Source organism: Leptospira yasudae (genome assembly GCF_003545925.1).
GTDB classification, from domain to species: domain Bacteria; phylum Spirochaetota; class Leptospiria; order Leptospirales; family Leptospiraceae; genus Leptospira; species Leptospira yasudae.
On sequence record NZ_QHCU01000011.1, the window covers coordinates 1 to 21,558 of the forward strand.

At 40.0% G+C, this 21,558-nt stretch carries 24 protein-coding genes; 4 read left to right on the forward strand and 20 right to left on the reverse strand.

Annotated features, from left to right (window positions below; genetic code table 11):
* Window positions 1-242: 242 nt before the first annotated feature.
* From DLM76_RS20730 to DLM76_RS20745, 3 genes are all read right to left on the reverse strand, one after another.
* The gene (locus DLM76_RS20730; RefSeq protein WP_118957208.1) at window positions 243-659 is read right to left on the reverse strand and encodes a type II toxin-antitoxin system VapC family toxin; all 417 of its coding nucleotides are present in this window, start codon (window positions 657-659) and stop codon (window positions 243-245) included.
* The gene (locus DLM76_RS20735; RefSeq protein ID WP_118966459.1) at window positions 637-897 is read right to left on the reverse strand and encodes a ribbon-helix-helix protein, CopG family; all 261 of its coding nucleotides are present in this window, start codon (window positions 895-897) and stop codon (window positions 637-639) included. Before DLM76_RS20735 ends, DLM76_RS20730 begins: the two co-directional genes overlap by 23 nt.
* Window positions 898-1,237: 340 nt before the next feature.
* Window positions 1,238-1,456, reverse strand: a complete 219-nt coding sequence (locus tag DLM76_RS20745) for a helix-turn-helix domain-containing protein (RefSeq protein ID WP_118966461.1) — start codon at window positions 1,454-1,456, stop codon at window positions 1,238-1,240.
* 93 nt (window positions 1,457-1,549) lie between these two features.
* Between DLM76_RS20745 and DLM76_RS20750 the strand changes: the two genes are divergently transcribed.
* The gene (locus tag DLM76_RS20750; protein ID WP_118966499.1) at window positions 1,550-1,897 is read left to right on the forward strand and encodes a helix-turn-helix transcriptional regulator; all 348 of its coding nucleotides are present in this window, start codon (window positions 1,550-1,552) and stop codon (window positions 1,895-1,897) included.
* 107 nt (window positions 1,898-2,004) lie between these two features.
* On the opposite strand, the gene DLM76_RS20755 is transcribed toward DLM76_RS20750, so the two are convergent.
* From DLM76_RS20755 to DLM76_RS20845, 15 genes are all read right to left on the reverse strand, one after another.
* Complete coding sequence (locus tag DLM76_RS20755) at window positions 2,005-3,276, reverse strand: DNA methyltransferase (protein ID WP_020768738.1); 1,272 nt, start codon at window positions 3,274-3,276, stop codon at window positions 2,005-2,007.
* A gap of 2 nt (window positions 3,277-3,278) precedes the next feature.
* Window positions 3,279-4,325: a hypothetical protein gene (locus DLM76_RS20760; RefSeq protein ID WP_020768745.1), complete on the reverse strand. Its 1,047-nt coding sequence runs from the start codon at window positions 4,323-4,325 to the stop codon at window positions 3,279-3,281.
* 4 nt (window positions 4,326-4,329) lie between these two features.
* Window positions 4,330-4,914, reverse strand: coding sequence for a hypothetical protein (locus DLM76_RS20765; RefSeq protein WP_020768747.1), 585 nt, complete (start codon window positions 4,912-4,914; stop codon window positions 4,330-4,332).
* A 2-nt stretch (window positions 4,915-4,916) separates the two neighbouring features.
* The gene (locus DLM76_RS20770; protein WP_020768741.1) at window positions 4,917-6,896 is read right to left on the reverse strand and encodes an AAA family ATPase; all 1,980 of its coding nucleotides are present in this window, start codon (window positions 6,894-6,896) and stop codon (window positions 4,917-4,919) included.
* Between the two features lie 388 nt (window positions 6,897-7,284).
* Complete coding sequence (locus DLM76_RS20780) at window positions 7,285-7,704, reverse strand: putative toxin-antitoxin system toxin component, PIN family (protein WP_118966462.1); 420 nt, start codon at window positions 7,702-7,704, stop codon at window positions 7,285-7,287.
* Window positions 7,704-7,949 carry a CopG family ribbon-helix-helix protein gene (locus DLM76_RS20785; protein ID WP_118966500.1) on the reverse strand — a complete coding sequence of 82 codons (246 nt, stop codon included), beginning with the start codon at window positions 7,947-7,949 and terminating at the stop codon, window positions 7,704-7,706. Before DLM76_RS20785 ends, DLM76_RS20780 begins: the two co-directional genes overlap by 1 nt.
* A 290-nt stretch (window positions 7,950-8,239) precedes the next feature.
* Complete coding sequence (locus DLM76_RS20795; protein ID WP_147455816.1) at window positions 8,240-8,959, reverse strand: hypothetical protein; 720 nt, start codon at window positions 8,957-8,959, stop codon at window positions 8,240-8,242.
* A gap of 670 nt (window positions 8,960-9,629) precedes the next feature.
* Window positions 9,630-10,565: an SDH family Clp fold serine proteinase gene (locus DLM76_RS20805; protein ID WP_158586410.1), complete on the reverse strand. Its 936-nt coding sequence runs from the start codon at window positions 10,563-10,565 to the stop codon at window positions 9,630-9,632.
* Between the two features lie 213 nt (window positions 10,566-10,778).
* Window positions 10,779-11,633 (reverse strand): hypothetical protein, encoded by an 855-nt coding sequence (locus DLM76_RS21830; RefSeq protein ID WP_193989145.1) that lies wholly within the window; start codon window positions 11,631-11,633, stop codon window positions 10,779-10,781.
* 228 nt (window positions 11,634-11,861) lie between these two features.
* Complete coding sequence (locus DLM76_RS20815; RefSeq protein WP_118966466.1) at window positions 11,862-12,668, reverse strand: hypothetical protein; 807 nt, start codon at window positions 12,666-12,668, stop codon at window positions 11,862-11,864.
* 151 nt (window positions 12,669-12,819) lie between these two features.
* Window positions 12,820-13,659 carry a tyrosine-type recombinase/integrase gene (locus DLM76_RS20820; RefSeq protein ID WP_241548328.1) on the reverse strand — a complete coding sequence of 280 codons (840 nt, stop codon included), beginning with the start codon at window positions 13,657-13,659 and terminating at the stop codon, window positions 12,820-12,822.
* 713 nt (window positions 13,660-14,372) lie between these two features.
* On the reverse strand, window positions 14,373-15,377 hold the full coding sequence (locus DLM76_RS20825) for a patatin-like phospholipase family protein (RefSeq protein ID WP_118957932.1): 1,005 nt from the start codon (window positions 15,375-15,377) through the stop codon (window positions 14,373-14,375).
* A gap of 592 nt (window positions 15,378-15,969) precedes the next feature.
* Entirely contained in the window at window positions 15,970-17,382 is a 1,413-nt protein-coding gene (locus DLM76_RS20835; RefSeq protein WP_118966501.1) for a high affinity choline transporter 1, read from the reverse strand.
* An 890-nt stretch (window positions 17,383-18,272) separates the two neighbouring features.
* The gene (locus DLM76_RS20840; protein WP_118957936.1) at window positions 18,273-18,608 is read right to left on the reverse strand and encodes a hypothetical protein; all 336 of its coding nucleotides are present in this window, start codon (window positions 18,606-18,608) and stop codon (window positions 18,273-18,275) included.
* A gap of 4 nt (window positions 18,609-18,612) precedes the next feature.
* The gene (locus DLM76_RS20845; protein ID WP_158586083.1) at window positions 18,613-19,047 is read right to left on the reverse strand and encodes a MarR family transcriptional regulator; all 435 of its coding nucleotides are present in this window, start codon (window positions 19,045-19,047) and stop codon (window positions 18,613-18,615) included.
* Window positions 19,048-19,174: 127 nt separating this feature from the next.
* Here DLM76_RS20845 and DLM76_RS21615 point away from each other — a divergent pair, with 127 nt between their 5' ends.
* On the forward strand, window positions 19,175-19,345 hold the full coding sequence (locus DLM76_RS21615; RefSeq protein ID WP_158586411.1) for a hypothetical protein: 171 nt from the start codon (window positions 19,175-19,177) through the stop codon (window positions 19,343-19,345).
* Window positions 19,346-19,399: 54 nt separating this feature from the next.
* On the opposite strand, the gene DLM76_RS20850 is transcribed toward DLM76_RS21615, so the two are convergent.
* On the reverse strand, window positions 19,400-19,747 hold the full coding sequence (locus DLM76_RS20850) for a hypothetical protein (RefSeq protein ID WP_118957938.1): 348 nt from the start codon (window positions 19,745-19,747) through the stop codon (window positions 19,400-19,402).
* 97 nt (window positions 19,748-19,844) lie between these two features.
* A complete protein-coding gene (locus DLM76_RS20855) occupies window positions 19,845-20,546 on the reverse strand; it encodes a nitroreductase (RefSeq protein WP_118966469.1) in 702 nt (233 codons plus the stop codon).
* A 106-nt stretch (window positions 20,547-20,652) separates the two neighbouring features.
* Between DLM76_RS20855 and DLM76_RS20860 the strand changes: the two genes are divergently transcribed.
* Together DLM76_RS20860 and DLM76_RS20865 are read left to right on the forward strand one after the other, a co-directional pair.
* Complete coding sequence (locus tag DLM76_RS20860; RefSeq protein ID WP_118957968.1) at window positions 20,653-21,240, forward strand: TetR/AcrR family transcriptional regulator; 588 nt, start codon at window positions 20,653-20,655, stop codon at window positions 21,238-21,240.
* Between the two features lie 43 nt (window positions 21,241-21,283).
* Window positions 21,284-21,547 (forward strand): metal-sensitive transcriptional regulator, encoded by a 264-nt coding sequence (locus DLM76_RS20865; protein ID WP_118957940.1) that lies wholly within the window; start codon window positions 21,284-21,286, stop codon window positions 21,545-21,547.
* Window positions 21,548-21,558: the final 11 nt, after the last annotated feature.

The window sequence follows — 21,558 nt, forward strand, 5'->3', positions numbered from 1 at the left end:
TCATTTGTCGAGTGAATTTTGTCAGAGAATGAAAGCTTTGCGGGACTGTCGCCTAACGAAAGAGTCTCCTCGACGTTGCGGCCGCGAGCGCCTGTGCGCGATGCGGTTGGCACGAGGTTCGAGCGACCTTAGTCGCGGCTCGCGAACCGAAGTGACAAAGCAATGTGGCTTTAGCCCGGAGTGAGGGTTGCATTAGCAATCCCGAACGGAGTGAGGAGACGAAGTTAGACGCTGGGTCGCGTTTATACTTTTAACAAGTTTTGTAAAAACTTTCCTTTCAATGTTTTGTAAATAGAAAAATCAGAATCAATACTAATAATCCGTTCAATCCCTTCCCTTTCAGCAATACACATTAAAGAAGCATCCGCCAAATCCATAGGTAAGTCAGAATATTTTTTCATACGGTTTTTTATATATCGAAGATCTTCTACGCTTATATCTAAGATTTGTATGCTTCCCCTTTCAATCCATTCTAAGAAGTCAGATTGGGCTTCTATTGAAAATGAAAGTAAGTAAACGACTTCAGTAACTACTGACCATGATGAGAATAGAGAACCTTTATAAGATTTAATGAATTTGTAAGTAGATTTGTGAAATTTATCGTTAGAATTAAATAAAGCAACAATTGGACCGGAATCAATTAGAGCTACGTTTTGCATTTTTACCCTTAATTGATTGATACAAATATTTTTTCCGATTTTGAGCTAAATCCGAAACATCCGCAGCGTGTTTCCCGAATAGATCTTCCCCTAATTCAAATGGAGTTTTGATACTCCCGTGATTTTTAATATATTCTAAGATAGAATCTTTAACTATTTCAGAACGACTTTTACCTTCAGATTTTGCAAAGGAATCCAATTTTCTTTCTAATTCCGGTGGTAAACGTAAACTTATCATAATTGATATGTATCACAGATGAGTATTACAGTCAAGAAGCTTATTTACTCAAAAATACTTTTATTCCAAGACAGTTTGCGACCTTGCGTCTAACGACCAGTAATTGTCGAAGTTCCGCGCGTCCGAAGGACTTGGCGCGAGGCTTGCTTTGCAAGACGAGTGACAAAGCGGAATTTGGCGAAGCCCAAGCAAGGGTCGCAAAGCGATCCCGAAGCGCCGCGACAATTTTTAGTTATCTGCTGTGCCGCGCCCCGAATGCCTAACCGGCGAAGCCAAGGATGGCGGAGCCGGTTAGGGAACGCCAATAGAATTGCAATTTAAGACTTAACAAAAGCGCGTTTCAAATATCTAATAAATCTCTTGGTTTAACTTTTAATCGTTTCGAAAGCTTGAAAATTGAGTTAGCGGTGAAATTAGCTCTACCCGCTTCAATATCTTGTAAAGTTCTTACAGGAACGGCGTAATCGCCTTCATCCATATTTTCCTGAGTAAGTCCCTTTTCCTTCCGAACTTTTTGAATATTCTTTCCGACTTTTATTAAAAATTCTTCGAAATCCACGCACGGTATATTGCGGCACAGTTGACAAAAAGTGAACGCAGTATACCGTGGGGTAAGTGTTCTTCACAAATCTCTGTTCAAAAAGGTCTCTTTATGACGAGAAAATCTAAAAACAAGGTCCAAAGTATTGTCCGAAAATGGCCTAAATCGGAAATCATAAGGAGAATTTCCGAGGAAGAGAAGAAAGCTTTTTATCATCAATTAAAAGTGGCTCGGATAGAAGCGAATCTTACTCAAGAACAAGTAGCTAAAATGATCAAAAGAAGCAGAAGTCAGGTTTCAAAGATAGAATCGGGTAAATGTAGGTTGTACATGGATGAGTTTTTAAAGTTTATGAAGATTTATAAGAAATCTCCTTTCTTCTTTTACTCTGTATTTACTACAAATGAAGTCATTAAGTCAACGAAGAGAGCCCGAGTAAAATCTGCGAAGCAGTTTTAACGAGGGCCATTAGTACGAGCTAACGGGAATTCGGCGTCCCGATCGCGAAGTGTTCGGGTTTCAGGTGGACCGCATAGTAAGAGTCAGGACTAGCTATATATCAGAATTTAAAATTTCCTGTTCGAAAAAATAATTACGCTTTCACGCAATTCATGAACATTGGTGCTATATTTAGTTTTCCGTTTTTTTAGATATCTTAATACTCCGATTTCCTTCAAATACCAGCCAGCCTTCGAACCTATATCTCCAAGAATCAAATCGACAGGTAATTCATGGCCTGCATATGCAGAATTTGAAACTACAAACCATATATAAGCATTTGGTGCCGCCTTTGTTTTCAAAAGTTTAAAAATATTGTACATATCCTCAAAATATGCTTGGGCCATCAGAGGGATATCTTTATGCATCAAGTTTTCACGGTTATCCTGAAGATACCGTATTGTTTGCTTGTATAGAAGACCAAAATCATTTAACTTCGGTTTCTCCCATTTTACCTGTATATGAGAGCGAATAGTAGATAATCTGAGCCCTTGTAAACCTATAGTTTGATCGATAAATTTACCCAAAAACAGTTCAGGTCGATAGATATCTGTATAATCAAATGTATTCAAGTATGGTGGGGAAGTAATACATAACTTAAATCTGTCAAACCCATTTAATTTACTTAAAGCAATCCGAGAATCTCCATTAATTATTGTACCAGGGCTAAGAATTGGTTTTTTTAGTATATCCTCTTCAATATGATTGAGGCTCGTATCTAAATTTTCTAAAAAAGAATTTTTATTAAACTTTTTTTTCCACCAATTATCATTATAACGAAGGCATTTACCATCTTTAGTTGCATTACAATTTTGCATTGCAGACGCAATAAGTGAAAGTTTAAAAAGTTTACGAACATTATATGCGGGAATTGAATTCGTAAAGCGCCAACCTCCTTCAAAAGCATTAAGAACGGAATCATTAAATAGCCATTTTGATAGGTTCTTTCTCTTCGAAAATGTTGAATAACCTAGTAACGGAGAAAGAGCACCCTTCTCAACAGATTTAAATAGTTTAACTTTCCAGTTCCTTATATCTTTAACTTTGGCACTCTTTATCTTTGTATCAGATAAAAAAGAAGTGAATGGATTTACCTCAAGACCAATTGACCTGAATCCATTGGTCGAACAAGTCAACGTTGTAGTCCCACTTCCATTAAATGGATCAATAATTAAATCCTTTTTAGTAATATAGGATTGCTCGATTGCTGATTCTACTAATCTAGGAGAAAATCCTTCTTTATAATAATACCATCTGTGTCTAGGCATCGACGTCGTATCATCATAATTCGAATAACCGCTATCTTTTAAGGAAAAATCAGTATTTAAATTATAATACATCTTTAAACGCAAACCGGTCTAGAGAACATTCTGAATGGCATTTCAAATCCGACTATATTATTAAAATATTTTTTATCTTCTTCAATGTCTAGTTCAATTTCTGCAAAATGCAGTCCATCTTGGGCAGAAATTGATGTCCTAATGGTAGAACCAACGCCCTTTCTTCTACCGTCAATAACCACTAGATATGCTTTTGTTATGCAGCTGGGCCAATCTTGATTTGCCAAATCCATATATTCTTTAAGTTGTTCCATTCCATCGTTGCTGCGGCTATTCGAATATTTCGTTGTAATAGAATTTTCCGCTCTTGAATATCCGAGCCATTTGACTTCAATTATCGCTGCACGATTTGCTTCTTTCCAGCTGACTTTAATGTCTACGGGTTTTCCCCCTCCTAAGTTGCATTCTCTACTCACTTCTACGCCACGCATGTAACTACTTAAATATTCCTTAAGAGATTCTTGCATAGTGTCCTCCGGGGCGTTCTTGAAATAAATTCTAGTTGAATCAAACCAAGCCCTTTGAAAAATTGAGCAAGAAGAGTGAAGAATTTTTTCCTTTTTATAATTTTCTAAAGCTTCATGCAAATGTTGATAATGCAAAGAAAACGTGCTTGCACAGCCTAGATAATTTTCTATATCAATTTTTTCCCCATTAACATAAAAACATTCTACTCTATTTTCATAGAGATACGTTATCGCATTGCGCTGGTTAATCACTTGTTCAGTATCTTCTCCTTGCCAAATCAACGGAAAATCCTCTTTCTGAAAAAGTTGAATTGCAATCGTGCGAGAAGTATTATTAATCAAAATATTCTTATCGTAGAACTTTATTGCATTAGCTGTATCAATCGGTATTGAATCATCCAAGGTTATAAATATAAGCAGTTTTCCTTGATAGTGACTCGGTTCTAAGCCCCGATAAACATCAGTAATAAATTCAATAAGGGTTGCCGTTAATGTTGCACCTTTTTCATCACCCAAAATTTTATATGCTTGAAGAGGATAGTTTCCAGTAGTCAATTGCTTTCGTAGAGCAAGATTATTCATTTTTTCAAACTCCTTCTAAATTTTGCGAATCAAGATAATTTATCCAAGTGATCGCTGGTATGATTAGATCCTTAACAGAAACTCCAACGACAGCGCTAATTTCAGTGAATTTCTCATAAACTTCTGTCTGAGTTAGCCATGATTCATTTTCAAGCTCTTCTGCCTTTTTAATTTCAGGTTCACTCAATAGGGCCCTTAGAGTCTTTGAATAAGGGACAAGTATGCTAGTGGCAGAAGCAGCATTTAAAAATTTCTCACGAATTTGTAATGTGGGGAGAACTTTAAATCTATTAAATTCATCAGTTCCTCTTCCGGAGATTGTATAAAATTCCCCCTTTTTCTCAAACAAACCGTTCTGCACGTGTCGAGTTACTGCCTCACGCAACTCTTCAGAAAAAGGATAACCGTTTGTTACTATGTATCTGTGCGGCCAAGTTGCTAATAAATTACCGGCGTAAATATATAGGATTGAAGAAAAATATGAAAAAAGAAAAATCTCTTCTAATTTAAAGCCATCCAGGTATCCATCCAATTTGTGACCTAACGATAAACTGTCAAAGAATGCTTCAGGTGTAATTGATTTAATCATAGTCATTTCTTACTCAACAATGCTTTTTCAATGTTTCGATAAACTTGCTGAAAAAGGCCTTCCCCTTCTTTCTGAACCGTTGTCAAATCAGTCCAGTCCAACATTCTACGAAATTGCATCTTAGATTTCCCGCATTCTTCGGCGAGAGATATTAGCAGACGAGACGGGTTAATATTTGCTGTCAGGAAAAGATTTTGATCATAATCTGTTGCATACTGTGCGAACATATTACCTACCCTACTTTCATAAGCAATATCCAAAGAACCTTCAGGAGTATCGATAAACATCGTCGCAGGGGAGTTCTTTTTTGATAAAAAAACAGAAAGTGCCATTCGTAAGGCAATATCCAAGAAAAAACGCTGACTCTCCGAAAGCTGGAAAGATTCAGTTCGAGCTGTCTTTTTTAATTCTAAAACTAATTTTATAGTTTTATCACTTCTTTTAACTTGAATATTCAAATCTTGGCCAATAAAACTCTTCGCGAGCTTTTTAAATATTGGAACAAAAGACTTTTCAGCTTCTCTATATGCAATTTCCACTTTCTTTAATAACTTTGCATAGTCAGGCTTTAACAAATCTCGTTTCTTATATTCGTCCTTTGATTCTTTGACAAAAGAATCATATTGTTTTTCATATTGATCTAATAATGCACCTATCCCGTTATCTCTTGAATCTATAAACGATACAGATGAAAACTCATTCATAAATTCTTCTAACTTTTCTTTAGCCATATTATATTCAAATTCTGCCTTTTCTAATTCGAGTGCCTTAGTTTCGATCTCGGTTGTCAGATTATCTAATTCATTGCCTTTATCAGAGATTAGGACGTCGTTTTTTTCAATCGACTTCAGTAACCTACTTTGCTCAATCGAAGTTGATTCATTAATTACAGTATTACATAATGGGCAGCTATCTTTATGAATATTCCTTTCAATGCTTTCTACGATGTAACTTCCGACTGTTCCGCATAGACAACATTCTTGCTTACTAAGAGACATACGAACATTTGTATTTTCAACAAGCTTCGAGCGCGGCTTTGAATATAGAGAAAATAATTTTGAATGCTCGTTCTTGAGATGCATTATCTCTGAGTTTAGATAGCTCTGCCTCTTTAGCATACTATCATGTTCTATATTTATATTATTGAGAATTCTTTCTTGTTTTTCTAGATCTTTTGATAAGTTTTTATATTCATCTTCGATATTTTCTACATCTTTTATTTTCTTTTTCTTATCGTCCGGCTTCAGATCTTCAATTTTACGCCCAATGAGTTTAGCTTGATATCTTGCATTTCTTGCATTTGAATCATGCTTTTCAATTTTTCTAGTTAAATCAGCAATTTTATTCGCATCTTCCGGATCAGAATTGAAAGCGATAGCTATCGCGTGTCGAGAAGCACGGTCATCCCAAAAAATCATTCTTCTGTTTTCATCAAACGTAAGTACGTATAATTGATAAAAAAGAAAATAATCAAAATCTGAAAAGCCGGTCTCTATACATATAAATTTCTGGTACAACTCATTAAGTTCAGTTGGGCTTTTTACATTATCCTGAATTTGAGAAACTTTCTTTCCATCTTGGATAACGAATACCTCGAATAGTCGTAGTTCTTCCCTTTGAAAGAAATTTCTTATGATTCGACAGTATTTTCCGTTAACATTGAACAAAATTTCGATCTCTGATTTTTTCGCATCGGAGCTACTGATCCTGCCACCGAAATATCGTTCAGTATATTTATAATTCAACTTAACAATTTCACTTGGCGAAAAGACTGCTTTATCTGGCTCTAAAACAATTCCAGTTAAGCCAAAATTAATCGCATTTAAAAATGTAGTTTTACCTAGCCCATTTGCTCCGGCTAAGCAGTAAACCTTCTTATCTATCTCTTCGTTTACTTCATACACCTTGCCTTTTTTACTATATAATGTAAAATTTCTTAATAATACTTTATTAAGCGTTATAAAATTAAACTTACCTTGCATAGAACCTAACTCTTATCCATTATTTCTAAAATATGCGTTGTTGATATAAATATGAATGCACTCAATTACTTTCAATAGGAATAGGAAAAATGAAGAACTTTTTACTTTAGAATTCCAAAGAATTAAGCCTGCCATGGACGGCAGGCGCTAAAATGAGGGGACGCGGCATGGCAGATAACGAAAGAGTCTCCTCGACGTTGCGTCCGCAAGCGCATGTGCGCGACGCGGTTGACACGAGGTTCGAGGCGCCTTAGCGCCGTCCCGCGAACCGAAGTGACAAAGCAATGTGGCTTTAGCCCGAAGTGAGGGTCGCATTAGCGATCCCGAACGAAGCGAGGAGACGAAGTTATACGCAGTTGCGGAATTACGCGACACGGATGTCGCTAAATTAGGCCTTATTTCCCTCTTTAATACTTAAATACTCATCTGGAGTAATAATTTTAAAATTCTTAACTTTCTGAAGAGTCAGCAAATCTTTATCTCCAGTAATTAAGTAATCTACTTTAGCTGCAAAAGCAGATTCCAAGATGTGATAATCGTCTCTATCTCTTAAGTCCAAATAATCCTTAATAGGTTTATTCTTAATGAGTGTTGTAATGTCTCTAATCTCGGACAAAACAATTTGAATGAAATTATCATTAAGATTGAATTTTGGCTTAGAAAGAGTAGATTCTATTTCATCTAATATTTCTCTTGAAATATATCCAGTAAAAGCCTCATCGATTAAATCTTGGAAAACAAGTCTTGGTTTTCCCTTAAATAAAATAGCTGAGATGTAAATATTAGTATCTAATAATACCTTCAACATTAAGAAATGTTTCTTTTACTTCTGACAGATTTGATTTCATTGAAAATGTCTTTTTCGGAAATATCGCTTTGAGTAATAGCCTTTGAAGAGAAGTCAAATATTGCTTGCCATCTAGTTTTTTTCTCAATATAGGCTCGCGCGGCTTCGCGAATTAATTCGGACCTGGATCTGTGTTCCCTCTTTGCAATTTTATCGATTTCTTTTAAAAGTGCTTTCTCAAAGGAAATGTTGACAGTCTGGTTCATAATTTTAATTATATACAAGGATTGTATGTTGTCAATCCCATTTCTTCGTTTCGCCCATACTTCTCGCCACACGGATGTGGCGTCCCCTCCGCAATTGCGTATAACGAAAGAGTCTCCTCGACGTTGCGGCCGCGAGCGCCTTTGCGCGTAGCGGTTGGCACGAGGTTCGAGGCGCCTTAGCGCCGTCCCGCGAACCGAAGTGACAAAGCAATGTGGCTTTAGCCCAAAGTGAGGGTCGCATTAGCGATCCCGAACGAAGCGAGGAGACGAAGTTAGACGACGTGGATGCTTTATACAGCATTAAGATCGTCGATTTGAATATTAATAGAAGCGATCTTCTTAGATATTGCTATATCGTTAATCTTGTCAAAAGCTTGAAGTATCCCAGTCAGTACATAGTTTAAGACCTGAGATTCGAGATCGCCATCGTTGATAAAAATATTCTTTGTAACTATTATAGCATTTCCTTTTTGTACTTTTTTAAGTCCAATTTGTCCAAATTTAAAACCAGCATTCATTTCTAATATAGCAACTTTCATATCATCTGGCAATTCTGTGAGACAAAAGGAGAAACCAATGACTGTTACTTCATTTTCCATAGGACCTACTCGAAAAATGAACGTAGTTATCCTTTGACCTATTTTAATTCCGCTTAAAAGAGTATCCTTATTGTCATTTAAATATGCATACTTATTAAATTTTATCGATTCTAATGTTTTGATAAGATCTGAAATTTCTAAATGTTTTTTCTTTTTTAAAAGAGCATTTTGATATACTGCATCTACTTTTGGCATAACTTCATCTTGAAGATGATCTTTAATAGTCCCTGTAATTTCGGCAATATTTTGCACGGAATATTTCGTCTCTATCAAATTCGAATCGATTTGATTTATTTTTTCCTCGCTTGTCTTTAGCTCTTGGTTCTTTTTGAACATTATATATATAAAAATAATAGTCATCGTTGACATTACTGGAATTAAATATTGAACTAAATATGATTCTAATACCATTATATTTACCTAAATTGAAAAAATTTCATCACTAAAGAATAAATTGATGATGCACTTAATATTGTTAACTGTACGTTAAGGATTCTAGTCTTAGATGCTGAAGTCAAATATGGCGTATTAATCACACTGATATAGATCATTGTTGAAAAAATCAGTATCAAAATGGGTATCAAAACAATGAAAAGAGCAGTTTTGTTTTTATTAAATTCCCATCCTGTAGTATAAAAATAATCGATGCATACTGCAGAAATTAAAGCGCTAGAAAAGAATAGCAATCCGCACCCAGTAATAATTTCGTTTGTACTCAGCGGTTTGCCGAGAAGAAACGCATTTGTTGAAATATATATTATTTGAAGAAGGCCAAATATAATCGTCAATATTGTCCATATGAATGATTTTCCGACCCTCCTAATTAAGTATTTAATTGTTTCTAACATCTATTTTCCTTAACTAATTTCATTTATATCCATGTCGTCTAACGAAAGAGTCTCCTCGACGTTGCGTCTCCGAGCGCTTGTGCGCGAAGGAGTTGACACGAGGTTTGAGCGAGCCTTAGCGAGCGACTCGCGAACCGAAGTGGCAAAGCAATGTGGCTTTAGCCCGGAGTGAGGGTTGCATTAGCAATCCCGAACGAAGCGAGGAGACGAAGTTAGACGGCGTGAAAATTGATTCAATTTTTTTGTCTAAATGTCGGTTCGGCATCAAAGGATCCGATGAAGTAAAATTGATAATTAAGGTACTGCGACATTCTTCTAATAAAATTTAAAGTATTATAAATGTCGTTGGAAAATTTATATTCATCTGTATTAATTTTAACGATTTTTGCTCCGAAGATTTCCGAAGCTTCTGATTTATCAATTACGAAACCATGATCTTTGTAAGCATAAACTAGATCTGCAGCAATCTTTTTAATTTTATCCGGTGACAATCTATTTTTATGAGTGTTTAAAAGTCTTTCAGCATACTGCATAGAAGACTCGGCAACACGTTCATAATATCCTAAATTAATCGGATCTATCGATAAATGCAAATATTGTGCGAACATAGAAGAAGACTCAGGATTTTCTTTGACTAATAGTGCGAGATGTTCGATAGCATTTTTCAATCCCAATGCAGGTTTATCATCAAATTGCGGGTCGATTGGACCTAATTCACTTAGGCTCCCCATATGAATTTCATCAGCGACACAACAAAGTAATGTTGCTGCTGACTTTGCAATCCTTGGAACAGCAACTACAATTTTATCTTCACAATTTTCCCGAAATAATTTTCCAATAAGATACGCCGTACCACCTGACCCACCTCTTGAATAAAGAATATCGAGAATAGGTTTATTTTTATCAAATGTAACTACCGATTCATATATTGAATCAGAATCACCCTTAGTTATTGAACTTGGATCATAATGTATAATAACATTGTAATTTTTTAATTTTTCATAACCATCAAAGACTTGTTTCAGATACTGACTTAACGTCGATCCAAATTGCTTTTTTGCTTCATCAGTTCCATTTTCATCATAGCCAATGAAAAGTAATTTAAGCAAATCGTCCAAAGACAGTTTTTTGCTTTCAGATTTAGATTCTTTTATTTCTTCTTGTGACACAAATTTCTCCTTTTCATGCCGTCTAACGAAAGAGTCTCCTCGACGTTGCGGCCGCAAGCGCTTGTGCGCGACGCGGTTGGCACGAGGTTCGAGCGAGCCTTAGCGAGCGTCTCGCGAACCGAAGTGACAAAGCAATGTGGCTTTAGCCCGAAGTGAGGGGCGCATTAGCGATCCCGAACGCAGTGAGGAGACGAAGTTATGCGACGTGATGAATCACTTAAGTTTTTTATTTGAATTTTTTAACTTTCCGATTTCCTCATCTTTTTCCATGATAGTCGTCATTAATTTTATTTCCTTTTCTTTCAGTTCAATAATTTCAGTATTTTTCATTACATAAATTTTATATGCTGTAAACAAACTTATTATTACAGCAAAAGTAGATAATGTAACCGTAATAATATTCTTATTAATTTCACTTAACTGTTTAGATATTGTATTTTCCAGTTGTTCATTTTTAGATAATTCATAATCTATAATCTGCAAGAACGCTTCTTTTTCCGATTGGGGATAAAAGCTATCGTTAATTTTGCGTAGTTTCAATTTTTCATTTTTAATTTTATTTCTAACCTCTAACAGATTCGGAACAATTCGCAAAAGATTTATAACATCGTGAAACAATAAATAAATAACTGGAGCGAATACCTTAAAATAAAATAATTTCATTTTAAACCAGTGTTTTAGCAGATAATATTTGAAATAAATTTTAATAAACGAAATGTCTGATGCAATTATTTGATTTTCATAAAACTTCCAATATTCAGAAAAATATTCTTTAAAAGAATTTTCTTTTTCTTTATAAAATGTCACTTTTTTACAAATACGATTCCAGGTTTTATTATTCTTATCATTTTTTACAATTTGATTTTTCCAAACCATCAAAATGTCGAGGCGAAAGTTCTCATTAGAAAGCAATTCTTCATTCGAATGATTCTTTGCGAATTCGACAATTTCAATTTTTTTTGTAACTGCTTCATGAATCAAACCTGAAAACAAATAGTAAGCTTTCGTCGCATCAGGATTATTCCATAAGCCAATTAGAATTATTTCTTCACCTTTATTAAGTTGCATTTTGATACATCAATATGTTTTCATCATGTCGCATAACGAAAGAGTCTCCTCGACGTTGCGGCCGCAAGCGCTTGTGCGCGACGCGGTTGGCACAAGGTTCGAGGCGCCTTAGCGCCGTCTCGCGAACCGAAGTGGCAAAGCAATGTGGCTTTAGCCCGGAGCGAAGGTTGCATTAGCAATCCTGAGCGGAGTGAGGAGACGAAGTTAAGCGCTGTTAGCTACTTTTTTCTATAATATTTTTTTTCTAATTTCAAGGACCCAAGCAGGAACGTATGAATTAAATTTACAAAAATATTCAATTATATCTAAGACATTAGAAATATATCCCTTCAAATCAAGGTAAGAAAATTCATAAAATATGGAAAATCCATTTGATTCTCCATTTTCTTCTTCTCTAATATACGCATCATGCTCTTTTAAATGAATGATTCGATTCCGATAATTCTTAACGTATTCTAGCTTTTTTAAAATTTCCTTATCAAATTCATGATCATTGATTTTAAGTATTTTTGGAAGGACTCTTTCAACTTTCTCTGATATCGTTAAATCTTTTTGCATCTCTAAGCTATTCATAAAACTGATCTTTTTGCGCCAGTTTACTTCAAAGTTCTTTTCCCCTGAATGTCCAATAATGCCATTGCAATAATACTCTAATCCTTGAAAGGCACTAATAATAACGATCATCGTGTTTTCGAAATAGTTATATAATTCACGCAAATCACTCTTAACAACTGATTTATAGATTTTATTATCTGACATTACTTCATTGATGAACTCGAATTTTTGCCTATTTTCAATTGCCATAAAATAGTTTGTTAAAGCTATATTAAAATATAATGCTACTGGACTTGGCGTCGTAAAAACAATCGTTTCATTTTCTACTTTACTAACGGTAACTTTGTATGCTTTCACAGTTGATTGCGAATCAACGGGTGATATTACATCTGTCACAACTTCAATTCGCCAGTCGTCTTTGCTTTTATGTGAAAATAGAACTTTGTTAATTGTATTTTTAAAAAAACTTTTGAGTCTCATAAAACTTAGCTAATGGCGCTTAACTCAAACTCGTTGGTTGTAAACTAAAAATCGCCTGTGCGAATGTCGTATAAACGCCCAAAATAGCCGGATATGCGACTGTTGTCAAGGTCACCGCGCGCTCGGGTTACTCGAGGTGGTCAAACTTCCTTCAACCTTCCGGTTTTAGGGACCAAAGATCGAGAGGACTGGCCACTTCGGTGAGACGAACTTGACTGACGCGGGTGTAGATCTCCGTTGTCTTCACGCTTTTATGGCCGAGAAGAAACTGGATATGTTTGATGTTCGTTCCTGCTTCGAGCAAATGAGTCGCGAACGCGTGACGAAGGCTGTGAATGCTGACTGCTTTTTTGACCCCTGCTTTTTCCTTTGCAACCTCGAAGATTCTTTCTGCCGAACGGATATGCAGGTGCTTGGAAGGGTCCTGACCCGGAAAAACCCAGTCTTCGTAAGGAAACTTATCGCGGAATTCTTTCCAGAGAACGGCGCACGCATGCGATAACATCGTAAAACGATCTTTCTTCCCTTTACCTTGTCTTACTTTGAGCGTTCTTCTTTTGTCGTCGATATCTTCCGGTCGAAGTTTGACAAGTTCGCTGACCCTTAATCCGCTGGCATAACAAAACGAAAGGAGAAGCTTGTGTTTCGGATTCCGCGTTGCTTCGAGAATATTAGAAACTTCGAATGTGGAAAGAATATCCGGAAGTCTTCGTTCCCGTTTCGGCCTGGGTAAATCTCGAAACCAAGGTTTACCGAGGTAAGCGCCGAACAAAGAATTCAACGCTTGGATACGCGCCGTTATCGTCGCTGGACTCAGTTTCTTTTGCAGAAAGGAAAACTCTAAAAAAGAATGAACGTCCTTTTTCTGAACATCTTTCGGTTCCTTACCGACCCAACGCAAGAACGAGACCGCATTCGCATAATACGATTGAATCGTCCTTCGAGACGAATTCCGCATCTTCAGGTCTTTGATCCAATCTCGAAGCGCCAACTCACCTTTAAGAGAAACTTTAGAATTTTTGAATCCTTGGAATTTCTCCAGAAGCTCATTGGAAAACGGGAGAATCCAGTGCTTCTTTACGGGATCCCATTTAACCTTGGGAATACCGCGAACAAACGCGTATGCCTCGGGATCGTAAGAATGCCGGACAAAAAGAAACCTTCCTCGTTTTTCTAAAATGAAATACATGAGGAAAGAATGAAAAATACTAAATATACGTATAGTAATTTTTGTGATTGGGAGAAGATACAGCTTCGCCGGGTGAGTCCCAGGGTTTTGAAAAAATAGAGGCGTGTAGTATACAAGTCAAGGAAATTCTGACACATTTTCCGACCTATGTTGCTTCTATTTTTCATATCTTGCAGATTCAAATTAATTTTGAACGGAAAGTGACGTTAAGGCGTATGAAATGCTGAATTCTTTTCGCGATCGGGCTTTGTAGGCGTTCCATGGCTCGCAGAAATGGAGTTGAAATTTAGGTCGGCAGGTAAAAATGCGAGGTCCGTTGAGAAATTCCTCCAAAACGGCAGAGGCAAGTGCGGGAATCTGAAAAAGAACGTTAGTCTTCCTTTTTTTACAGTAAAAACTGCTTTTAAGTTTCGATGAGAATCAGGCCAACGACCGTTATAACAAAAATCACAGAGGCAGCAAAGCAGCAGCGCCTCCTTCGACGAGTATAGGAAGAATATTCCAAAAACGGAATGTTATTTGGATTTCAGGGATGAGAAGGCCTTGGCCCAATCGCGCTTGAGATATTCGAAAATTTTTTCCTTGTTCAAGCGCGCGTCCTGTTTTCCGAGTTCGTACGCCCTTCTGACTCCGATCGGATCGGTATAATCAAAGGAAGTGATCGGCAACGGTTCGGAAGGCATCTGTAAAAAACAACGTTCGAGCAATTTCGGATCCTTCCCTATGATTGTCGTGGGTTCGTAGTAGATTCCGATCGTCTTTTTATCGGGAGGAAACGCTTCGAGAAGAAGGTTGTTCGTCAATCCTCCGTCGAAATAATATTCTTTTCCGAGACTCTGCACGGATACGATCGGCGGAACGGAGGAAGAATTGAGAATGATCTGTTCCACCGTTTGTTCGTTCTCAAAGTCCTTTTCCGTGAATAAGACCTCTTTCATATTCCAATTTCGGAGAATTCTCTGCATTCTTTGGCTGTTGAGTCCGCGCAGACGATCCCGTTCGTCCTCTAGAAACGCCTTTGCGGTTTCGGCGATTAACCTCGCCAAACGGAATTTGTTCTTGAAAGAATCCTCTTTGGGAATGGCGCGTAACGTGTGAATGAATACTTTCGTTCCGGACTTCATGATCTTTTGAAAGTCCATTCCGAATCGAATCGTTTTCCGATACATTTCCTCGTGCGGAAACGCCCTTTCCCCCTTGAAAAGTCGGCTGAGATAAAAGTTAGCGGGATTTTTTCGGACGATGTTTTCGAAGAAAGCCACACATTCTTCTTCGTCTCCGCAAAGTAGACAAAGAACCATCGCCGCTCCGGCGGATACTCCGGAGACTTCCCGGAATTTCAGCCCCCAGCTTTTCATTTCGTGGCCGAATCCCAATCCGTAAAACGCCTTACATCCTCCTCCGGCGATCGCAAAACAAATCTCGTCTTCGAGCCAAAGTCCTTGAAAGGCTTCTTCGATGGCGCTGGGGGTTTCTTGTTTTCGTTCAAATGCGATCGAGTCGTCTAAAACGGGAGGCATTTCGTTTTCTTTCTCCGGGTTCTGATTTAACCATTGTCGAGCCGAGCCCGTCTTTCTGGAAAGAAATTATTCGTTTGAAAACGTCCTTGTGCGGTTCGATTCGATGTTTCGCGGTTTTCTTTGTGGAAAACGAACAGAGTTCTTTCATACGTTTGCGATAGCGATTGAAGCGGAAATCCCCGAGCGGTTGAAACGGGGATGTGGATCGAAGGCAAGAAGCGCGAGGGATTGGAGCGGAAAGCGCGGCGCGAGCGCGGAAGGCGGTTTTCCCTAACAACAGTCCACGGCACGCTTCGGAATCGTCAAACGCATCCGCGAGCGAATCGCCCAAAGCTGAGTCTGAAAAATCTGCAAAAGGCTAAAGACGCATCGGAATTCTTGTCGGTGAATCTGTGGTCCTGGATTCGGTCGTAGTTCCGACAATTTTTCTGAACAACGGAGGGCGGCCCCACCCGCGTTGGGTGGTGGTGGAGAGGTGGCGGGAAAAACTCCGACAAATTTCCCTATCACAGATTGCAATTCTCTGCAACAACAATCGACCGATAATTTTTGTGGGAACTCCTACATAAAATCGTAAATCGATTCCGCTTGTCTATTCCGTCGTATTGTCGGCGATTGGCTGCTTCTCGAATCCGTATCCCCTTCTCTCCAGAAAATCGCCGATCAAGAGCGCGGCAAAGCTCGCGGTCAAACCGGGGATCGATGCGGGAGTTTCAAAATTGAGTATATTCCAAAAAAGCCATACGATGAATCCTACGATCATGGAAAATACGGCCCCGGTCGACGTCGAACTTTTTCGAAAAAGACCGGCCACAAGCGGAACGAACAAGGACACGAGGCTCAGAGCGGACGCCTGCGACACGAGTTCGTAGATATTGCTTTTGGTGATCGCCATCGACAAGGATACGACCGTGATCGCGACCACGGAGATCCTCAAAATTCGTAGCAGTTTTTTTTCGTTCGGATCTTTGAGAAACGGGCGCACCACGTTTTCGCCTAACACCGATGCAGGCGCCAAGATCGCGCCGCTTGCGGTGCTCATCACCGCGGACAACAACGCTCCGAAGAATAATATCTGCGTGAACAATCCGGTATGCGTCAATACGGTTTTGGGAAGAATCATCTGTGCGTCTTCTCCGGCGATTTCCGGATACACCTTTCGCGCGCAAAGTACGGCGAGCAGCGGAAGCATCGCGACGCTCAGATAAAAAAACGATCCGAGCAAGGAAGAATACACCGCGACCTTTTCGGATTTGGAAGCCATCACCCTTTGAAAGATATCCTGTTGCGGAATCGAGCCGAGTCCGATCGTCATCCAAGCGGCGATATAAACCAAGACGCTCTTCGTTTCCATCTCCGGCACGAATCGAAAAAATCCCGGCTTTGTCGAGGAAAGCACGACGTCCAATCCTCCCGCCTGCGAACTCAGGTCCCAAACTAGATAAGCAAGTCCTAATACGATTAGGATCGTCTGTAAAAAGTCCGTAAGAGAAATGGCCCACATTCCTCCGATCACCGTGTAAATCAACACCACGCCGGCTCCGATGAAAATTCCCGTCGACACGGGCAAGTCCGTCAACGAATGAAGTATGATTCCGAGCGCGACGAACTGCGCCGCGATCCATCCGAAATAGGACGGAATCATAAACACGCTCGATACGATCTCCGCCCTTCTTCCGAATCGATTCTTATAAAAATCTCCGAAGGTGAGAATGTTCATTCGATAGAGTGGTCGCGCAAAAAACACTCCGACTAAAAAAAGACAAAGGGCCGCTCCGAACGGATCTTCGATGACTCCTAGAATTCCTTCCTCCACAAAACGGGAAGACGCGCCGAGCAAGGTTTCCGATCCGAACCAGGTTGCAAACAATGCGGAGGAAGCGAGAAAAAGCGGAAGTCTTCTTCCCGCTAGAACGTAGTCTTTCGAATCGCTTACGAACCGCGAGGCGGCGGCTCCGATGAGAATCGTAGTGAGGAGATACAGGACGACTGAAATTCCGAGCAATGATTTACCTTCGATCTTCTCCTTTCCTATGATTGTCTTAGGAAGGCAATTCAAATCTCGGATATTTTCTATCGAAACGATGGATTCTTTTTTCCTTCGTTTTAGGGAACAAATCCGATTTTCGATTTGAGAAGAACGGCGGTTCTTTTTCACTTCGATTTAGAATTGTGAATCGAACCCTTTTCCCTTTTTGCCGGCCAACAAACAGGGCGCACCGGAAAAAATCGGTCCTGCCGCGCGCGCTTTCAAACGAAAAAAGTGCAACACGGAAAAAAGAATCAACCGCAACCTTACGGAACGGACTTCGCTTTAATTTTTGACCTTCTTTCTTCTCGACCGTCCTCTTAAACATTCCAACAAAGATCTAAAGTAGGCCCTAAGACGAAAACGCGACGTCTTCTCCTGCAAAACAAAAAATCAAACGGAAGAAGAACCTTAATACGGCAGAAGCAACAAAGTTTCATAATATTCTGAATGATTTATAAACAAAGGGCTCAATCATCTTGCCGTTCGGGAGACGGACAAAATCAAGAAAATGTATCACTTTTTGAAAAAATTCAAAAACGAACGAATTCCAGAAAATTTCCGAATCGAACGTGAGACAAAACAGGCCGTCGTAAAATTGAACGCAATCCGTGGCTTCTGTGAATGCAAACAATCTCAAAAAAAAGCATCCTCGAATATTACAAGTACATAAAATATTATCGAGGCGGCGGATTGCGCCAAGGTTTGAAATAGATTCAAAAAATGGAATATTTGGTCGAACGAGCGTCCGAGAAGAAGCGGATCCAAATCGCCGCAAAACCGAGCCCGCGTTCAAAAAGTTCAGACGTGAGTGAAGCTCGAAAGAAGATCGAAGATGCGTTTCCGATTCACGAAACGGGAAAGACTTACTTTTTTAGAACCGCTTTTTTACAAAGATCGGCCAGTTCCATGTGCGTTAAGCCCTTTGTTTCACCCAGATTCTTAGGAGAATTTCTGACGGGAAGTCCCGCAAACCCGCCTTCTTTCTCGGAAAGATTGATCAGACATTCTCGCGAGGGCTCGCTTCCCTTTAGTTTCTGCATTTTTTCCGAAGCGGTCGTAAAACCTTCCTTCGTGTTTTCAAAAACGAATTCGGACTTTCCGTCCGAACGACCGGAAACCACGTTCATACGTTCTGAGATCAATTTGAGTTCGGTCGGAGACAGAATGAGAAGCGTAAATATGATCAGAATTTCGGACATTCTTTTATTCCTTAGGAAGATTCCGGAGATTCGTTGCCTCTTGAATGAGAATCGCCGTGGCTTCTTCCTGAAACCGAATCAACAATTCCAATTCTTGGTCGGAATATTTTTCGAAAAGGTTTCGCATCGCTTCTCCCATCGGAGCATAGACCTTCGCGGCGTCTTGCATTCGTTCCGGATTGAATTCCACCACAACCTTACGCCGGTCGTTCGGGTCCGCCACACGGCGAACGATCCCCGACTTCTCCAAACGATCGATCACGGTCGTGACCGCCCCCGTTGTCAAACCCAAGGATTGAGCAAGTTTTCCGGCAGCGATCGGACCTTCTTCCAAAAGAGGAAGAGTTTTCATATCCGTCGCGTTTAACCCGAATCGTTCCGCCGCGGCCTGATGGAACAAAACGGTCGCGTTGCTGGATCGATGCCCCGTCAGGGACATTTTTTGTAGGAGCTCCTCTCGGGAGAGTTTTCGGGAGTTTTCGGTTGACATATTTAGTTAGATTTATTAAGATACTTAACAGTTCTAATAATTACAAGAAGAATAGAACCAGAAAAGGAGCTTTTTCATGAATCTACAAGGCAAAGAATGGGAAGAATCCGTCAAGCTTTCACTCGGAAAATGGTACAGCTGGGATACGCCGATCGGATTGAGCGTGGCGATGGTCAGTTTCGGGGTCTTTTTGGTGCTTTTGACGGTTGTCGGTTATATCGGAAGATCCATTGCGTTGATGCAATAAGAAGAAGCGGAGGCGGAACCATTTTCCAAAAACCGCTTCCGAATTCGAGAACCATCAGTGTCTATGGACCTTCTTACAAAGGTCGGCGAGTTCGGAATGGCTCAAACCTTTCGTCTCGCCTAAATCTTTCGGAAAATTACGATAATCCCGATCGTAATAATAACCGCCCGCGCTGTCCGCAAGATCGATCACGCATTCTTCCCAGTCGTCGTTTCCGCGGAGTTGATTCTTTTTCTTTCCGAGCAATCGATCCCCTTCTCTCGTATTCGAAAAATAGAATTCGGATCTTCCGAAAGAACGGGGATTTTCCACGTTGATTTCGATTTTTTCCGCAATCAGTTTGAGTTGGGTCGGAGAAACCACAAGGATTGTAAAAATCCAAAGTACATAAAAAACGGCCACGCTTCTTCAAAAAACGAAACGATTCTTTTTGAAACCTTTTTCAAGAATTCTCACGAAAGCCGATCGACTTCTCCATAAAAAAATCCGCCCGCGCATTCTAATAAAACGTAACGAGATCAGCGATCGGTTCCCTCGGAGTATGAAACGAATTCAAGTCGGAATCGATCTTCGGATATCCCAAACTCAAACCGCAAACCACCTTCTCCGTCGCGGGAAGATTCAATTCTTGTCGAACGACTTCGGGAAAGGCGGATAACGCGGCTTGCGGAACGCTTCCCAAACCGTAACCTCTCGCCAAAAGCATCAGCGTATTCAGATAACAACCGATGTCCAACGCGATGTAAAAATTTAATTCGAATTCGGTCGTGATAAACACGGCGGTCGGCGCGCCGAAAAATTCGAAGTTGCGCAGCATAAAACCGTCGCGCGCGTCTTTGTCTTTTCGTTCGATACCGGCGACGCCGTAGATTTTCATACCGAGATCGAACATTCTCCGTTTTGCATCGGAAGGGAAACCGGTGGGCCAAACGGTATCGGGTACCGGATCTCCCTGTTTCGCGCGGCTGACGAGCAACTCCGCCATACGGTCTCTTCTCGCTCCGCTCACGACGTGAACTTTCCAAGGTTGACTGTTCTTCCAGCTCGGAGCGCGCAAAGAATTCCGAAACAACTCGGAAAGAATTTTTTCATCGATCGGTTTGGATTCGAAGTCTCGAATGCTATGACGCGTGTTGACCGCCTCTTCTACGGTCTTAGCCGCGCCCGTTATATTTACGAATTCGGATTGTGTGGATTCCATAAAATCTCCAAAAAGACTTGCAATTTCGAAAGTTCCCGGTTCAGATAAAGGAAGAAAGAGCCAGAACAGACAAGTCTGTCTGCTATTGAATCAAAAAGGAAAGAAAATGTCAAGTCGAGAATCCGGGCCCAAGGATAGAATTTTAGAAACCGCGGTCCGATTGTTTCAAACGCAAGGCTACGGAAATACGGGTATCAATCAGATCATCCAGGAATCGAAAACCGCCAAAGCGAGTTTTTACGATCATTTCCCGTCCAAAGACGATCTTGGAAAGGCTTACATAGAATTTTACGGAAACGAACAAATCGTTTTGCTCGAACGTTTAAAGTCCCGATCGGAAACCCCGAAAGAATTCATCCGCGCTTGGACCCAAATTCTGCGCCGACAAACCAAAAGCACGGGATTTGCCGGTTGTCCGATGGCAAACACGGTCGCACAGATCGCCTCCACTTCGCATTCCATCTCCGAAGAAGCGAGGAGAGTTTCCCTGAGAACGATCGATATTCTTACCGATTATCTTTCCCAGTGGCAGCAAACGGGTTTGATTGCGAAACAAGCCGATCCGAAACTTTTAGCGCGCAGAATTTTTGCCTGCTACGAAGGGGTTCTGCACACTTGGAAATTGACGGGAAAAGTAAGCGCGTTAGACGATTTACCCGTTCTCGTGGAAGCGGTTTTCGCAACCGCGACCTGATATCGAAATTGACCAAATAGAATACCCCGTATCCTATGTAACTATGAAATCCGAAACCGGCACAAAATTGCTCATAAATCGAATCCATCGCATCCAAGGTCAATTGGAAGCGGTGGAAAAAGGTCTTCAAAACGACAGCATGGATTGCGAAAAAACGCTTCTTCTTTTAAAGGCCGCAAGCCAAGCGATTAAAAAGTTCGGCGAAGCGTATGTCCAAGAATACATGGATCGTTGCCTAATCGAGAGCAAAAAGAAGCCCGATATGGAAAACATTCGGACCGCGATCAAAGCCGCCTTCTTTCTTTAAGAAGTATTCCA

What these genes read in the sequence shown, in the direction of transcription:
- DLM76_RS20730 (WP_118957208.1), bottom strand. Translation starts at nt 659, where the DNA reads ATGCAAAACGTAGCTCTAATTGATTCCGGTCCAATTGTTGCTTTATTT.
- DLM76_RS20735 (WP_118966459.1), bottom strand. Translation starts at nt 897, where the DNA reads ATGATAAGTTTACGTTTACCACCGGAATTAGAAAGAAAATTGGATTCC.
- DLM76_RS20750 (WP_118966499.1), top strand. Translation starts at nt 1,550, where the DNA reads ATGACGAGAAAATCTAAAAACAAGGTCCAAAGTATTGTCCGAAAATGG.
- DLM76_RS20755 (WP_020768738.1), bottom strand. Translation starts at nt 3,276, where the DNA reads ATGTATTATAATTTAAATACTGATTTTTCCTTAAAAGATAGCGGTTAT.
- DLM76_RS20760 (WP_020768745.1), bottom strand. Translation starts at nt 4,325, where the DNA reads ATGAATAATCTTGCTCTACGAAAGCAATTGACTACTGGAAACTATCCT.
- DLM76_RS20765 (WP_020768747.1), bottom strand. Translation starts at nt 4,914, where the DNA reads ATGATTAAATCAATTACACCTGAAGCATTCTTTGACAGTTTATCGTTA.
- DLM76_RS20770 (WP_020768741.1), bottom strand. Translation starts at nt 6,896, where the DNA reads ATGCAAGGTAAGTTTAATTTTATAACGCTTAATAAAGTATTATTAAGA.
- DLM76_RS20780 (WP_118966462.1), bottom strand. Translation starts at nt 7,704, where the DNA reads ATGTTGAAGGTATTATTAGATACTAATATTTACATCTCAGCTATTTTA.
- DLM76_RS20785 (WP_118966500.1), bottom strand. Translation starts at nt 7,949, where the DNA reads ATGAACCAGACTGTCAACATTTCCTTTGAGAAAGCACTTTTAAAAGAA.
- DLM76_RS20795 (WP_147455816.1), bottom strand. Translation starts at nt 8,959, where the DNA reads ATGGTATTAGAATCATATTTAGTTCAATATTTAATTCCAGTAATGTCA.
- DLM76_RS21830 (WP_193989145.1), bottom strand. Translation starts at nt 11,633, where the DNA reads ATGCAACTTAATAAAGGTGAAGAAATAATTCTAATTGGCTTATGGAAT.
- DLM76_RS20815 (WP_118966466.1), bottom strand. Translation starts at nt 12,668, where the DNA reads ATGAGACTCAAAAGTTTTTTTAAAAATACAATTAACAAAGTTCTATTT.
- DLM76_RS20825 (WP_118957932.1), bottom strand. Translation starts at nt 15,377, where the DNA reads ATGCCTCCCGTTTTAGACGACTCGATCGCATTTGAACGAAAACAAGAA.
- DLM76_RS20840 (WP_118957936.1), bottom strand. Translation starts at nt 18,608, where the DNA reads ATGTCCGAAATTCTGATCATATTTACGCTTCTCATTCTGTCTCCGACC.
- DLM76_RS20845 (WP_158586083.1), bottom strand. Translation starts at nt 19,047, where the DNA reads ATGTCCCTGACGGGGCATCGATCCAGCAACGCGACCGTTTTGTTCCAT.
- DLM76_RS21615 (WP_158586411.1), top strand. Translation starts at nt 19,175, where the DNA reads ATGAATCTACAAGGCAAAGAATGGGAAGAATCCGTCAAGCTTTCACTC.
- DLM76_RS20855 (WP_118966469.1), bottom strand. Translation starts at nt 20,546, where the DNA reads ATGGAATCCACACAATCCGAATTCGTAAATATAACGGGCGCGGCTAAG.
- DLM76_RS20860 (WP_118957968.1), top strand. Translation starts at nt 20,653, where the DNA reads ATGTCAAGTCGAGAATCCGGGCCCAAGGATAGAATTTTAGAAACCGCG.
- DLM76_RS20865 (WP_118957940.1), top strand. Translation starts at nt 21,284, where the DNA reads ATGAAATCCGAAACCGGCACAAAATTGCTCATAAATCGAATCCATCGC.